Annotated in this window: 9 protein-coding genes; 6 read left to right on the top strand and 3 right to left on the bottom strand. The window is 65.9% G+C overall.

The window, feature by feature from the left end:
- Window positions 1-17: 17 nt before the first annotated feature.
- From map to SARO_RS05520, 4 genes are all read left to right on the top strand, one after another.
- Entirely contained in the window at window positions 18-848 is an 831-nt protein-coding gene (gene map / locus SARO_RS05535; protein ID WP_176929298.1) for a type I methionyl aminopeptidase, read from the top strand.
- Between the two features lie 284 nt (window positions 849-1,132).
- A complete protein-coding gene (locus tag SARO_RS05530; protein WP_011444768.1) occupies window positions 1,133-1,471 on the top strand; it encodes a P-II family nitrogen regulator in 339 nt (112 codons plus the stop codon).
- Between the two features lie 151 nt (window positions 1,472-1,622).
- Window positions 1,623-3,032, top strand: coding sequence for a type I glutamate--ammonia ligase (glnA, locus tag SARO_RS05525; protein ID WP_011444767.1), 1,410 nt, complete (start codon window positions 1,623-1,625; stop codon window positions 3,030-3,032).
- A 224-nt stretch (window positions 3,033-3,256) separates the two neighbouring features.
- Complete coding sequence (locus tag SARO_RS05520) at window positions 3,257-3,742, top strand: CHAP domain-containing protein (RefSeq protein WP_011444766.1); 486 nt, start codon at window positions 3,257-3,259, stop codon at window positions 3,740-3,742.
- 34 nt (window positions 3,743-3,776) lie between these two features.
- On the opposite strand, the gene SARO_RS05515 is transcribed toward SARO_RS05520, so the two are convergent.
- The gene (locus SARO_RS05515) at window positions 3,777-5,999 is read right to left on the bottom strand and encodes a bifunctional diguanylate cyclase/phosphodiesterase (protein WP_176929297.1); all 2,223 of its coding nucleotides are present in this window, start codon (window positions 5,997-5,999) and stop codon (window positions 3,777-3,779) included.
- A 248-nt stretch (window positions 6,000-6,247) separates the two neighbouring features.
- Here SARO_RS05515 and SARO_RS20955 point away from each other — a divergent pair, with 248 nt between their 5' ends.
- Entirely contained in the window at window positions 6,248-6,394 is a 147-nt protein-coding gene (locus SARO_RS20955) for a lmo0937 family membrane protein (RefSeq protein WP_143004780.1), read from the top strand.
- Window positions 6,395-6,510: 116 nt separating this feature from the next.
- The gene (locus SARO_RS05510; RefSeq protein ID WP_011444763.1) at window positions 6,511-7,935 is read left to right on the top strand and encodes an aldehyde dehydrogenase family protein; all 1,425 of its coding nucleotides are present in this window, start codon (window positions 6,511-6,513) and stop codon (window positions 7,933-7,935) included.
- Window positions 7,936-7,996: 61 nt separating this feature from the next.
- Here the strand turns inward: SARO_RS05510 and SARO_RS05505 are convergent, their stop codons facing one another.
- Window positions 7,997-12,193 carry a translocation/assembly module TamB domain-containing protein gene (locus tag SARO_RS05505; protein ID WP_011444762.1) on the bottom strand — a complete coding sequence of 1,399 codons (4,197 nt, stop codon included), beginning with the start codon at window positions 12,191-12,193 and terminating at the stop codon, window positions 7,997-7,999.
- The gene (locus SARO_RS05500) at window positions 12,193-14,322 is read right to left on the bottom strand and encodes an autotransporter assembly complex protein TamA (protein ID WP_011444761.1); all 2,130 of its coding nucleotides are present in this window, start codon (window positions 14,320-14,322) and stop codon (window positions 12,193-12,195) included. The genes SARO_RS05505 and SARO_RS05500 overlap by 1 nt, the downstream gene beginning before the upstream one ends.
- Between the last annotated feature and the right edge of the window lie 8 nt (window positions 14,323-14,330).

The raw sequence follows: 14,330 nt of genomic DNA, 5'->3' as shown, positions 1-14,330 counted from the left end.
ATCGCTACATGGCGCCCATGACCGAATACGTTACAGTCGAAGACCACAGCGTCCTGCCGCGCGACGGGACCATCAAGCTCCATGGCCCCGCCGGCTTCGAGGGCATGCGCAAGGCGGGCCGGCTGGCCGCCGAGATTCTCGACGCCCTGGCCCCGCTGGTCCAGCCCGGCGTGCGCACGGACTACCTCGACGATGTCGTGCGCCAGATGACGCTCGATGCCGGAGCGGTACCCGCGACGATGGGTTACCGCGGCTACGCGCACTCCTCGTGCATTTCGATAAACCACGTCGTCTGCCACGGCATTCCGTCGGACAAGACGCTCAAGGACGGAGACATCGTCAATATCGACGTGACCCCGCTGCTCGATGGTTGGCACGGCGATTCCAGCCGCATGTACCTCGTCGGCGACGTGCCGCTGAAAGCGCGCCGCCTTGTCGACGTGACCTATGAATGCCTGATGATCGGCATCGAGCAGGCCAAGCCCGGCGCCCGCCTCGGCGACATTGGCGCGGCCATCCAGGCCCATGCCGAAAAGCAGCGCTATGGCGTCGTGCGCGAGTTCTGCGGCCACGGCCTCGGACGCCTGTTCCACGATGCGCCGGAAGTGGTCCACGCCGCCCGCGCCGGAACCGGACCGGAACTTCGTCCTGGCATGTTCTTCACGATCGAGCCCATGATCAATCTCGGCAAGCCCGGAGTGAAGATCCTCGAGGATGGCTGGACAGCGGTCACGCGCGACCGCTCGCTCTCGGCGCAGTTCGAGCACTCGATCGGGATCACCGAGGACGGCTGCGAAATCTTCACCGCCAGCCCCAAGGGCCTCGACAAGCCGCCCTACGCGGTCTGATCGGGTGGCTGGCGCTCCCTGCCTAAAAATAAGGCAGACGTTGCGTAAAATTTGTGCACGATTTGAACAATCGCGCGCAATGATACGAATGCAGCACCAAGGCTCACGATTCAATTCTTGCCGACACCCCGATTTTCCTGCTTTCGCGGCGTCGCGCTATGGCCTAGTGCAATGCGCGTCACAGTGGCACGATTCTTGTAAAGTCGTCGCTACGCACGGGATATCAAAAGGCCGGGTTGCCGCCATGGTGGCTTTCCGGCCCGCGTTGCAGGGGTCTGTACGACGTGAAAAAGGTCGAAGCGATCATCAAGCCGTTCAAGCTCGATGAAGTGAAGGAAGCGCTGCACGAAATCGGCGTCTCCGGCATCACCGTCACCGAAGCCAAGGGCTTCGGTCGCCAGAAGGGCCATACCGAGCTCTATCGCGGCGCCGAATACGTCGTCGACTTCCTGCCGAAGGTGAAGCTCGAGGTCGTGGTTTCCGACGCCCTGGTCGATCGCGTGGTCGAAGCTGTCGCCGCCGCCGCCCAGACGGGCCGCATCGGTGACGGCAAGATCTTCGTGATCCCCGTCGAAAGCGCACTGCGCATCCGCACCGGCGAACGCGACGACGACGCGATCTGACCTGACGGATCGCACGCAAAGTTGACGCTGGCCCGCAGGCGTCGGGCAGGCATCAGATGGAGGGTGGCCCGTGGACGGGCGAGCCTCCAGAAACACAACCACCCTGTTACCCCCCGCAGCTCTCCACCGGGGGCAAGAAGAAGGACCAGCGATGGCAACTGCAAAGGACATCCTCGCCCGCATCAAGGACGAGGAAATCGAATGGGTCGATCTCCGTTTCACCGACCCGAAGGGCAAGTGGCAGCACCTGACCATGGTGTCGACCGTCCTCGGCGAGGATGAACTCGAGGACGGCCTCATGTTCGACGGTTCGTCGATCGAAGGCTGGAAGGCCATCAACGAGTCGGACATGATCCTCAAGCCCGACCTCGACGCGGTCTACGTCGATCCGTTCTCGGCCAGCCCGATGCTGATCATCTGCTGCGACATCGTCGAGCCTTCGACCGGCGAACTCTACGCCCGCGACCCGCGCTCGACCGCGAAGCGCGCCGAAGCCTTCGTCAAGACGGCCGGCCTTGGCGACACCGTCTACGTCGGCCCGGAAGCAGAGTTCTTCCTCTTCGACGACGTCAAGTTCTACGACGGCTATGACGGCAACGGTTTCCGCATCGACGACATCGAGCTGCCGACCAACTCGAACAAGGACATCGAAGGCGGCAACCTCGCCCACCGTCCGCGCGCCAAGGGCGGCTACTTCCCCGTCGCGCCGGTCGACAGCTGCGTCGACATCCGCGGCGAGATGGTCCGCACCATGCTCGACATGGGCCTGCCCTGCGACAAGCACCACCACGAAGTGGCCTCGGCCCAGCACGAGCTCGGCCTGACCTTCGGCACGCTCGTCCAGACCGCCGACCGCATGCAGGTCTACAAGTACGTCGTGCAGCAGGTCGCCCATGCCTATGGCAAGACCGCCACGTTCATGCCGAAGCCGATCAAGGGCGACAACGGCTCGGGCATGCACACCCACATCTCGATCTGGGATAGCGGCAAGCCCCTGTTCGCCGGTAATGGCTATGCCGGCCTGTCGGACATGTGCCTGTACTTCATCGGCGGCGTGATCAAGCACGCCAAGGCGCTGAACGCCTTCACCAACCCGACCACCAACAGCTACAAGCGCCTGGTGCCGGGCTACGAAGCCCCCGTTCTGCTGGCCTACTCGGCCCGCAACCGTTCGGCTTCGTGCCGCATCCCCTATGGCGCTGGCGCCAAGGCAAAGCGCGTGGAATTCCGTTTCCCCGACGCGATGGCCAACCCCTACCTGTGCTACGCTGCGCTGCTCATGGCCGGCATCGACGGGATCAAGAACAAGATCCATCCGGGCGAAGCCATGGACAAGAACCTCTACGACCTGCCGCCGGCAGAGCTCGCCGAAGTTCCGACCGTGTGCGGATCGCTCCGTGAAGCGCTGGAAAGCCTCGAAGCCGACCACGACTTCCTGCTGCAGGGCGGCGTGTTCACCAAGGAACAGATCGAAAGCTACATCGAACTGAAGTGGCCGGAAGTGCTGCGTTGGGAAACCACGCCGTCGGCCGTCGAGTTCGACATGTACTACTCGCTCTGATCCTTCGGGACCTGCGAAACAGGAGGGGCGTCCGGGAAACCGGGCGCCCTTTCCTTTTGATGTCCGCAAAGCCCGGCATCCACATGCCCGCCACAGCTGGACAACGCTCCCGATCGTGATCTTTTCCACAGGTTGCGACGAGCTGCGACGAACCGTTGGGACACTCGGTCGAGCGGAGGGGCCGGTGGGTTATCGAATCCGCCGAAATCCTTACGAAGGCTCCCATGCTTCGTAACGTGGTCGCAACGCTCCTCGCAGTCTCCGCCTTCGCAGCCCTTCCGGGTGCTGCCCATGCGCGTCTCCAGTGCGTGACCTATGCCCGCCAGATCTCCGACGTGCAGATCAGCGGCAATGCCCGCGACTGGTGGAGCAACGCCGAAGGCAGCTACGCCCGTGGCCAGGAGCCGAAGACCGGCGCCGTCCTCGCGTTCAGCGGCACGAAGGCAATGCCCTACGGTCACGTCGCCGTCGTCCGCAAGGTCGTCGATTCCCGCCATATCCTGATCGACCACGCCAACTGGTCGGGACCCGGAATGGTCGAGAAGGGCGTGATGGCGGTCGACGTTTCGTCCGCCGGCGACTGGAGCGAAGTGCGCGTGTGGTACGCGCCGACCAAGTCGGTCGGTCTGCGCGCGAGCCCCGCCAAGGGCTTCATCTATCCGCGTACGATGACGGCGCAGGCCGACACGGCAAAGCCCGCCAAGGGCTGATTTCCAACCTATTGAAGAACGGCAGCGGCGGCGTTCAGCCGACGCGGACCTTGCTCAGGCCGCGGACTTTCGCGGGCCGGACCAGCGCCTTCGCCTCGTCGACCGGAAGCGCCTCCCAGAACAGGTGTCCCTGGATCATCTGGCAGCCGGCTGCCTGGACCAGCGCGCGCTGCATCGGCGTCTCCACCCCTTCCGCCACGACCTTCATGCGCAAGGTATGCCCGAGCGAGACGATGGCCTTCAGGATCGAATGGGCGTCGAGATCGCCCTCGATGTTCTGGACGAACGACCTGTCGATCTTGATCCGGTCAAACTGGAACGAGCGCAGGTAGCTGAGCGAGGAATAGCCGATGCCGAAATCGTCGAGCGCGATGCGGAAGCCCCGGTAGTTGAGCCCCTTCAGCACGTCGAGCACATGGTCGCTGCGGTCGAGCATGACCCCTTCGGTGACCTCGAGGATGAAACGCCGCGGGTCGGCCCCGGTCTCGCGCACCAGTTCGTCCATCGCCTGGAGGAAGTCGCTCGACATGATCTGCAGGGGCGAAAGATTCACCGAAATGTCGCAATCCGGCCATTGCCGGCTTTCGGTGAACACGCGTCGCAGCACCCATGACCCGAGCGGTACCATCATGCCCGCCTGTTCGGCGACAGGCACGAACAGGCCGGGCCTGATCGAGCCGCGCTCGGGGTGGGGCCAGCGCAGCAGTGCCTCGAAACCCTCGATGGCGCCACTCCCGGCATGGACGATGGGCTGGTAGGCAAGCGTCAGTTCGTCGCGGACGATCGCGCGGCGCAGTTCGACTTCCATCTCGCGGCGCAGCTTGACCGAAGCATCCATGTCGCGCGTGAAGCGGCGATAGCGCGCGCGGCCCCGTTGCTTCGCGCGATAGAGAGCGATGTCCGCCCGCCGGAGGAGTTCGCCGGGGTCCTCGCTCTGTTCGGGGCCCCAGCTTATCCCGCACGAAAGGCTCACTTCCAGGTTGTTGCTGGAAATGACGAACGGCTCGCGGGTCAATGCCATGATCTGCTTGCCAAGCATGTCGGCCGCCGCGCGGCCACCCGTGGTGCGGCGCATGAGCACGAATTCGTCGCCGCCGAAGCGCGACAGGAAGTCGCCTGGCGGGAGCGAGCGACGCAGGCGAAGCGCCACCTGCCGCACCAGTTCGTCGCCTACATGGTGCCCCAGCGTATCGTTGACGATCTTGAACCGGTCGATGTCGACATAGGCGACGAAGACGTCGCCCAGTTCGCGTCGTTCGACGCAGGCGTTCAGTTCCTGCCGCAGGCGTTGCATGAAGTGGGCGCGGTTCGGCAGGCCCGACATGGCATCGTGCAGGGCATTGTGCTGCGCCTGCGCTTCGCTGGCGATCAGTTCGCTTGTCGTCCGGCGCATCCGGCGCACGATGATCGCCCCGCCCGCCACGACGCCGACGAAGAACAGGATGTAGACCGCCAGCAGCGGCGCCGTCTGCCGCAGGATGGCCGGTCCCGGCGGCTTTGACAGCCACGATATCCAGCCGATCCGGTCTCCGTGCAGGTCCCTGATCGCCAGGGAATTGCGATTCTTGTCGTCGGTCGCCGAAGTCTCGAAGCGCACGTCATCGAGCACCAGGGATTCATGCAGGTCCGATATGATGCGCTCGTCGATGAAGCGCACGAGGACGATGTAGTCGGGCTCTGCCTGGAGCAATGAAGGCGTGACGTCGGGCACGACGGAAGCCACCGCGACGATGGCCGGCTGGCCTTCGACGCTGGCAATCGACGACTGGCCGAGTCCGATGGGCAAGCCCTTGGAATCGTAGGGCCAGTTCACGCTGCCGTGCTTTCGCCAATCGCGCACCTGCCCGCGCTGGGTCTGGTCTTTCAGGGACTGGCGAATCAGGCCCGAAATCGTCCTGGAAAGGGGCCGGTAGCGGCAGTCCTGCGAGAGTTTCACGCCGTGCCAGCAGCGTACGAGGCTGCCGTCGAACCTGACGTGAAATATGCGGTCGATGCGGTGACTTCCCCAGAAGTAACCTGCCAGGAAGTTGCGCGCCCACACCTCGGCCTTGGGGCTGTTCAGCATGGTGACGGCATCGTCCCACACGACCTGCAGCTTGTCCGCTTCGAGGATCTGTTTCTCGGTGCGCTCCATGAAGCGTTCGACCAGCCGCTGTTCTTCGGTGCGGGCGAAGTGGTCAGCGATGTTGGTCGAATTTCGGAACGCCACGATCAGGGCGGTCGTAAGCGCCAGCAGGGCGACGAACGTGGCTGCCACGATCCACCCCGCGCTCGCCGCGCCGGCTGTCTGCCGCGACCGGCGTTGCCGAATGAAGGGTCCCGTCCCCATGCAGTCGAGAGCTAGCAACCGGTTACGAAGAAATGGTTAGCAGCCGTTACGCGCGGCGAATTCTTCGTCAGGCAAACTTTCGTTCATCCACCGTCGCCGCCGGGCATCGTGGAACAAAGCCGAAGCCTCGCGAATTGAGAGCGCGCAGGGGCGGGAGGAGCCCTGGGAGACCGAATATGCTTCTGACCATTGCCCTCATTCTCTTCGTCCTTTGGGCGCTTGGAGTTTTCGCCTTCAAGGTGACCGCCGGCGTGATCCATCTGGTGCTCGTCGTCGCCCTGATCGTCGGCCTCGTCCATCTGTTCCGCGGCCGGAGAGTCTAAATCGACGGCCCGCGATTAGACGGGTTGCGAAGTGAAACGCTATTGCCTAGCCTCTTGAAGGTCCGCTGCCGAACGCCAGCTTGTTCGGCGCCATGTCTTTTCCGGGAGGTTTCGCGATGCGCGAACGGCTACAGCAATACATTGATGGCAAGTGGGTAGACAGCGAGGGTGGCAAGCGCCACGAGGTCATCAATCCGACGACCGAGGAACCCTGCTGCGTCATCACGCTGGGCACGCAGGCCGATGTCGACAAGGCAGTGGCCGCGGCCCAGCGCGCCTTCAAGACCTTCAGCAAGACGACGCGCGAGGAGCGACTCGCGCTGCTTGAACGCATCGTCGAGGAATACAAGAAGCGCGTCCCCGATCTCGCCGCCGCGATGGCCGAGGAAATGGGCGCTCCGGTAAGCTTCGCCAGCACCGCGCAGGTCGGCGCCGGCATCGGCGCCTTCCTCGGCACCATGGCCGCGCTCCGCAACTTCTCCTTCGTCGAGGACAACGGTGCGTTCAAGGTCGCCTACGAACCGATCGGCGTCGTCGGCATGATCACGCCATGGAACTGGCCCCTCAACCAGATCGCGCTCAAGGTCGCACCGGCGCTGGCCGCGGGCAACACCATGATCCTCAAGCCGTCCGAGGAATGCCCCACCAACGCCGCGATCTTTACCGAGATCCTCGATGCCGCCGGCGTCCCGCCAGGCGTCTTCAACCTCATCCAGGGCGATGGTCCCGGCGTCGGCACTGCGATCAGCTCGCACCCGGGCATCGACATGGTCAGCTTCACCGGCTCGACCCGCGCGGGCATCCTCGTGGCGAAGGCTGCGGCCGATACCGTCAAGCGCGTCCATCAGGAGCTTGGCGGCAAGTCGCCCAACGTCGTCCTGCCCGATGCAGACTTCGCCAAGTACCTGCCGTCGACCGCGTCCGGCCCGTTGGTCAACAGCGGCCAGAGCTGCATTTCGCCCACCCGCATTCTCGTACCCCGCGAACGCGAAGCCGAAGCCGCGGCGTTCGTTTCGGCGATGTACTCGGCAACCCCGGTCGGCGATCCGATGCAGGAAGGTGCGCACATCGGCCCGGTGGTCAACAAGGCGCAGTTCGACAAGATCCGCGGCCTGATCCAGTCGGCGATCGACGAAGGCGCGAAGCTCGAGACCGGCGGCCCCGACCTCCCGGCCAACGTCAACCGCGGCTACTACATCAAGCCCACGGTCTTCTCCGGCGTCACGCCCGACATGCGCATTGCGCAGGAGGAAATCTTCGGCCCGGTCGCGACGATCATGGCGTACGACAGCCTCGAGGAGGCCATCGAGATCGCCAACGACACCGCCTATGGCCTGTCGGCCTGCATCACCGGCGATCCGGCGAAGGCGGCTGAAGTCGCGCCCGAGCTTCGCGCCGGCATGGTCGCGATCAACAACTGGGGCCCCACCCCGGGCGCGCCGTTCGGCGGCTACAAGCAGTCCGGCAACGGCCGCGAGGGCGGGCTCTATGGCCTCAAGGACTTCATGGAAATGAAGGCGATCAGCGGCCTGCCTGCCTGATCCTTCCATCCCACACGCAGCAAGGGGCCGTCCCGCAAGGGGCGGCCCTTTCCTTTTGCCGTCAGTAGTCCTTGCTCGCCTTGAGGTTGATGCTCTCGTCCCCGATGGTCGACATCGTGGCGAGCAGCGCAAGCCAGCGCGTGATGCGGAATTCCACCGAGGTCGCGCTGTAGCCTCCGCCATCGGTCACGAGTTCGACGAAGAAGCGACGGCCTATGTACTTGCCCACCGCGATGCTCGTACCCGAACCCACAGTCGGATCGGCACCGACGATGCGCAGGCGGTCGAGCCCGATGGCCGCGCGCAGCTTGTTGATCGGGTCCAACCCGCCACCCCCGCGCAGCGAAGCGAGCGCCGATGCAAGCTGCACCGCCTCGGGGGCGGAAATCTGGGTGATCGAGCTGCCGAACAGGATGCGGCTCAGCAATTCCTCTTCCGGCAGCGACGGGGTCGAGGAGAACGCAATGATCGGCCGGTTGCCAGTGCCGGTGATCGTGATCTTGGCGCTGATGTTGTTCGCATCGCCCTCAGCCACGATGTCGAGCAGCGGATCGACCGGCACTTCGCCGGTGAAGCGGATCCGGCCGCGCGTCAGTTCGAAGCGCTTGCCCGCGAACTCGTAGCCGCCGCGCACCAGGTCCGCCGTCCCGAAGATCTGGGGCGCAGCGGTCGTGCCGCGCAGACGGATGTCGGCACCCCACTCGCTGTCGAGGCCCAGTCCCCGCACGTTGATCAGGTTCGCGCCGCTCGCATCGATCAAGAAGCGCCACGGCGCTGCCGGCGTGCGGGCCGGGGCGGCATCGGCTGGCGCATTGATCTCGCGCGTGGCGATGTTCGGCAGTTCCCGCGCCGCGGTTGCCCGGCCCAGCGCCCAGCGCGCACGCTCGATCCGCACACGTCCCGCGATGGTGCCGCCAACGCCTGAACTGACGATGCGCAACGGCCCGGTGACGGCTGCCGCCATGTCGTCGCGATTGATAAGCTGCGCGTTCTGCGCCGAAAGCTTGAGGTCAATCGAAGGCCCATGCTGGTCAAGGTCGGCAAGGCCGATCGTGCCGCTGCCGCTCACCCGGCCGCCATTGGGCGTGACGCCGCTGAAGCGCGCCAGTTGCAAAGTGGAGTCGGTGAACGTCCCCGCCAGTTCCACCTGCCGCAAGTCGGTACCGGTAAGCGTGCTCTGCACACGCATCCCCTTGGATGCCACCGCGCCTCGCAGGACGGGAGCGCCAATGCTCCCCGAGATGTCAGCCCGCGCGCCTAAGGGACCGGTCAAGTCGAACACCTCGACACCGGTCAGGCGCCACAGTGCGTCTGCCGGCCCCGAATAGCGAAGCTGCCCAGCCAGTTGCCCTGCCTGAAGCCTGTCCACAAAGCCCCCGCCGCGCGGAAGGCCTCCGATACGCGCCTGGAACCGCCCGCGCACCTCGTTGCCCTCGCGGATCACCGCCCGCGTCTGCAGGGCATCGGGATCGAGCCGCGCTACCAGCGCGAGGTCCACCGGCCGCGAGGTCAGGACCAGGCCCGAGCGCGAAAGGCCCTTCACGATGAGCGCAGCATTGCCCGAAGGCGCGCCCTTTCCATCGTTGTTGTATTCGACGATGCCCGAAGCGATGCCGCCCAGTCCGAGATCGGCCACCACGATGTCGACGGCCGAAAGCGGCATCTTCGACATCAGCAGGCGCAATTGCGTAGGACCGCCAAGAATGTGGCCTTCCGCAATCAGTATCCCGCGCCCGAAACCGATCTGCGTGGGCGCCAGGCGCCAGCCCGGCCCTTCCCGCGTCAACACCGCGCGCCGGGGCATGGTGACGCTCCGCCCCGCATACTCGCCCGAGACGAATGTCACGATCTGGTCGGGGGCAAACGCCGCTGTGCCCTGCAAGGCAAACCGCGTCCCACGCCGGCCGGACACCGAGGCCGTGACCGATCCGCTGCCATCCTGGACATAGGCCGCCGCCGCCAGCCGACCGATGAAGATCTTGCCCATGCCGATGCCTTCGGCCAGCACATTGCCCTCGATTGTCGAGTGCCCGTCCTTGATGAGACCGGTGGCGTCGACCTTGGCGTTGCCTATCGACAGCGGCCGCGTCCCGCCGAACCGAGCATTGCGCGCGGTCAGGTTGGCATCAAAGCCCTGGCCGCCGTCTCGGGGCACAAGCGCGACCGTTCCGTTGACGCCGCCGCCCACCAGCGCAAGCTGTCCGGCGACCCCCTCGTTGCCGAGCGTGAGACCACCGGTGACATCGGTCTGCCACACGCGGAAACGCTCAATGTCGATCCGCGTCGCGCCGCCTTGCGGCATGAACAGCCCGAGCGCCCCATTGAACGGCCCGAACGTCGACTGCCCATCGGTCTCGATGCGGAAACCTTCGGCAATGGGCGAAAGCGCCACCCGCACGTCCTTGAGGCCGGCCGCTGGCAAAGGGCTTGCAAAGACCAGCACCGCGTTCGGCCCGCTCCCGGTCATCGCCGCTTCGACAGTGAAGGCGCCGTAATCGGTGTGGCGGCCGCTGCCTGTCAGCGATGCCGCGCCGCCCGGCAGCACCTTGCCATCGAGCGTCATCTGCAACTTGTTCGAATTGATCGTCGTCTTGCGGAACGTCACCGGAATACGCTCGCCCAGGGCAGCGCCACCCGCAAAGCGCAATCCGCCTCCCGTCAGCGTCTGCAAGGTCCCGTTGCTGATGCGCGTCATGCGTCCGGCAACATTGGCCTGGAGCGTCCATGGCACACCGCTGCCGATCTTGAACACGATCTTGGCATTGCCATCCACCGTGCCCAGGTTCGGCACCGCAAGACCGCGGGCCGCGACAGGCCCAGCCAGCGCATAGCCTCCCCGCGCGATATCCCCGCGCAGCACCAGCCGGGCGCCAAGCCCGTTGAGGGCGAGCGACAGGTTTTCCGACGTCAGCCGATTTCCGGCAAACACCAGATCGCCGGTCAGCCGCCCGCCGGCAAAGCGCGGGTCCACTAGCGCGTTACCCGTCACCACACGCCGCGCGGTCACCGCCAGCGGCAGGGTGAAGCGTGCTCCATCCCATGTCGCGGTGCCAGCCGTGCGCAGCCCCTGCGCGTCAAGCGTGCCGAGCTTCATTCGCTCCACGGTCACCACATGCTCGATGGACAGCTCTTTCAGCGCACCGTCCAGTGTGGCATCGAGCGCCACTCCGGAAAGCTGCGGCGATGCCAGCAGCAGTTCCGGTCGCAATATGCGCGCCTTCACCTTGAGGTCGTTCGCGGCATTGCTGCCAAGGTCGAGCCCGCCGTCGGTCGCCAGCTTGAACGCCGCGCCCGCCGCTCGCAGCCTGCCGTCCAGCACCCGGTCGGCAAAGGTACCGTCGAACAGCAGCGACAGCGCGGGTCCAACGGCCCTGCCCGACGTGCCCTTCAACAGATCGCCAGGCCATGCCTGCCCTGCGAGTCGATAGGCACCCTTGTGCTTTTCGAGCTGGAACGCGGCCAGCCGCTGGCCGTCCTGCGTCGCATAGGCGATACCATTCCAGCTTGACCAGCCGCCCCTGCCGAACACACGGGCGCGCACGTCCTTCTTCGCGCCCATCATCGCGGCGATCACGCCATCACTGGGCGCGTCGTAGGCCAGCCTCAGGTCGAACTTGTCACGGTCCGGTTCACTGTCGAGGACGAATACGACGCGGTCCTTGCCGCCAAGCACGCCGTTGACGTTGACGATGGCGTGGCCGCCCCGGATGTCGGCCTTCGCCACCACATCGACCCGCCGCTTGCGCCCGGCAAGGGCTTCGGAAACGGTCAGGTTGTCGACCACCAGCTTGTCCACGCGAATGTCGAAGTCGGGCAGGATCGGCTGGTTCGTGTCCTCGCTGGGCCGCAGGCGCGGCGCGCGGCGCAGCGTCCCGCGATGCAACGCCAACAGGCGCACGTCGAGGCCCGTCTTCAGCCAGGACAGCGGGCGCCAGTCCAGTTCCGCCTCGGGCACGGTCAGGAACACGCCTTCCGGATCGCTCACGCGGATATCGCGCAACTTTGCCGCGCCATAGATCGAGCCGTCGATGCGGCCGATCTCGATCCTCAGGCCCGATCCGGGGGCGAGTGCCGCGATCCGGTCCGCAACCAGCCTGTGGCCAAGCGAACTGTCGAGAACAACGAGCGCCGCGAGAATCATCGCGATCGTGGCCACCAGCAGGATCGCGCCTCGCCGCGCGATGCCGCGCACGATCCGCGACCGGCGCGAACGTTCAGGCCGCCGGGGTTCGTCGGGAAGGACGGCGTCCTCCGCCATCAAAACGCCTGCCCCAGTGCGACGTAGACGCCAATGCGGCTGTCGCCCTTCGAGGGGTTGAGCGGCGTGCCCACGTCAATTCGGATCGGACCGAAGTTGGTCTGATAGCGCAGGCCGACACCGACACCGATCTTGAGGTCATCGAACTTCGGCGTGGTCGAAGTATCCACCGCGCCCGCGTCCACGAAGGGCACCACGCTGACCGCGCCGCCGAACAGCCCGGTCTTCACGCGCGCTTCCAGCGAGAACTCGGTCAGCGCCCGGCCGCCGCTCGGCTCGCCCAGCGTGTCGCGCGGGCCGATCTGCTGGTAGCCATAGCCGCGCACCGATCCGCCGCCGCCCGCATAGAAGCGGCGGGACGGCGCGATGTTCTCGATGTCGGTGCCGGTAATCGTCCCCAGGCGGACGCGGCCGGCCATGACGACGCTCTCGCCGAACGGCTGGTAGTAGCTGGCGTCCAGCTGGACCTTGCCATAGGTCGACTTCACGCCATCCTGCACCGAAAGCTCGGGCGAAAGGCGCAGGCCCACGCGGAAGCCCCGCGTCGGGTCGAGCAGGCTGTCGCTGCCGTCATAAGCCGCGCGCATCGGCAGGGCGCCTACGAAATAGGTCTTGCGGGGCTCGCCTGCCAGGATCGCCGCCGCGTCCCGTTCCGACGTCGCCACTGCCTCGAGGCCGGCGGAAAAGACCCACGGCTTCTGGAACAGCAGGGTCGTCTGCCGCTCGATCCCGGCGGTCAGCGAAAGGGTGCGCGCCTGATAGGCGTCGCTCTTCTGGTTGCGCGCGTAGAGGTCGGCATTGAGCACGAGGTCGCGGGTCAGGAAGTTGTTGCGGCGGAACGTTACGCCCGCAAGCTGCTCCTGCGTGCCAGCCACGCCGCGCAGGCGCAACATGCCTTCCGGCGGGAAGAAGTTGCGATGTTCCCATTGCGCCTCGACGCGGAAGCCTTCGCCGCTCGAATAGCCGACCAGCCCGGCAATCGTGCGCACGGGCGCGGGCGTCAGGGCAACATCGATGTCGACGTCGCCCGGCTGGCCGTCCGCAGGCTCCGCCGTCTTGCGCGCCTCGACCGTCACCGAGGACACCAGCCCCGTCGCCAGGATCGCCTGACGCAGGTCATCGACTTCCGAACGCTTGAAGCGCTCGCCTGGATCGAAGCGCGCAATGCGTTGCAGGTGGTGCGAACTCAGGAACTTCTCGCGCGAGGAAACGATGCGTCCGAAGCGGTACACGCCGCCCGGCGTCACCGGCAAGGTCAGGTCGCCCTCGCGCCTTTCGTGATCGATCAGCAGGTCGGGATCGCCCACCTTGGCAAAGGCGTAGCCATTTTCGCCCAGCGCGGTCCGGAGATCCTCGCGCTCGGCCGCGACCTTGTCGGAATTGATCGCATCGCCCGTCTTGAGTTCGAAGGCGCCGCGCAGAAGATCGTAGTCCGGGCCGCTAGCCGCCAGGTCCCCGAATGCCAGCTTGCCGAAGTGGTACTGCGGACCGGGCTGGATATCGTAGCGCACGACGACCTTCTCGACATCGATCGGGGCGCTGCCGTCGCCTTCGGCCGCGTCGCCCAGCCCGCCCAGGGACTGGTAGATCTGCGCGTCGTAGTAGCCGTGAACCCGCATGATCTCGGCCAGCAACTCCCTGTCCGTCCGCGCGCGGCGGACGATCTGGGCGAGGTTGTCCTCATCGTCGTCGAAGGACTTGAGGCTGGAAAGACCTGCGAACCGCTCCGTGATCGCGCCCTGGTCGGCAATCGCCTCCGCGCCGACGGGAAAAGCCAGTTCGACCTGCTTGCCCACGCGCCTCACATCGGCATCGGCCAGCCGCACATTGGCGGGCGCATCCGCCTCTTCCTGCCCGGGCAGGGCATTGACGGCGGCATCGGTCGCCTGTTCGGCGACGTCTATGTCGGGATCAGGCGAAAGCGGCTCGATCGGCGGCAGGTCGCTGCCATCGGGCCAGGGGATGGTCATGCCTGGCAGGTCGGGCATGGGGGCGTCGGCCTCGACCTCCTCGATTACGCTTGCAGGGGGCGCGCCAGTGCGCGCGGCATCGGTGTCCAGCGCCCACCCATCCGGGTTCTGCACCGCCGAATCGGGAATGAGGTCTTCCAGCTCCTGGTCGGCCTGCATCGACTGGG

Origin of the sequence: Novosphingobium aromaticivorans DSM 12444 (genome assembly GCF_000013325.1) — a bacterium.
Classification (GTDB): Bacteria; Pseudomonadota; Alphaproteobacteria; order Sphingomonadales; family Sphingomonadaceae; genus Novosphingobium; species Novosphingobium aromaticivorans.
This window is presented reverse-complemented; position numbering and strand designations above follow the sequence as displayed.

What these genes read in the sequence shown, in the direction of transcription:
- SARO_RS05510 (WP_011444763.1), top strand. Translation starts at nt 6,511, where the DNA reads ATGCGCGAACGGCTACAGCAATACATTGATGGCAAGTGGGTAGACAGC.
- glnA (WP_011444767.1), top strand. Translation starts at nt 1,623, where the DNA reads ATGGCAACTGCAAAGGACATCCTCGCCCGCATCAAGGACGAGGAAATC.
- SARO_RS05505 (WP_011444762.1), bottom strand. Translation starts at nt 12,193, where the DNA reads ATGGCGGAGGACGCCGTCCTTCCCGACGAACCCCGGCGGCCTGAACGT.
- SARO_RS20955 (WP_143004780.1), top strand. Translation starts at nt 6,248, where the DNA reads ATGCTTCTGACCATTGCCCTCATTCTCTTCGTCCTTTGGGCGCTTGGA.
- SARO_RS05520 (WP_011444766.1), top strand. Translation starts at nt 3,257, where the DNA reads ATGCTTCGTAACGTGGTCGCAACGCTCCTCGCAGTCTCCGCCTTCGCA.
- SARO_RS05500 (WP_011444761.1), bottom strand. Translation starts at nt 14,322, where the DNA reads ATGCAGGCCGACCAGGAGCTGGAAGACCTCATTCCCGATTCGGCGGTG.
- map (WP_176929298.1), top strand. Translation starts at nt 18, where the DNA reads ATGACCGAATACGTTACAGTCGAAGACCACAGCGTCCTGCCGCGCGAC.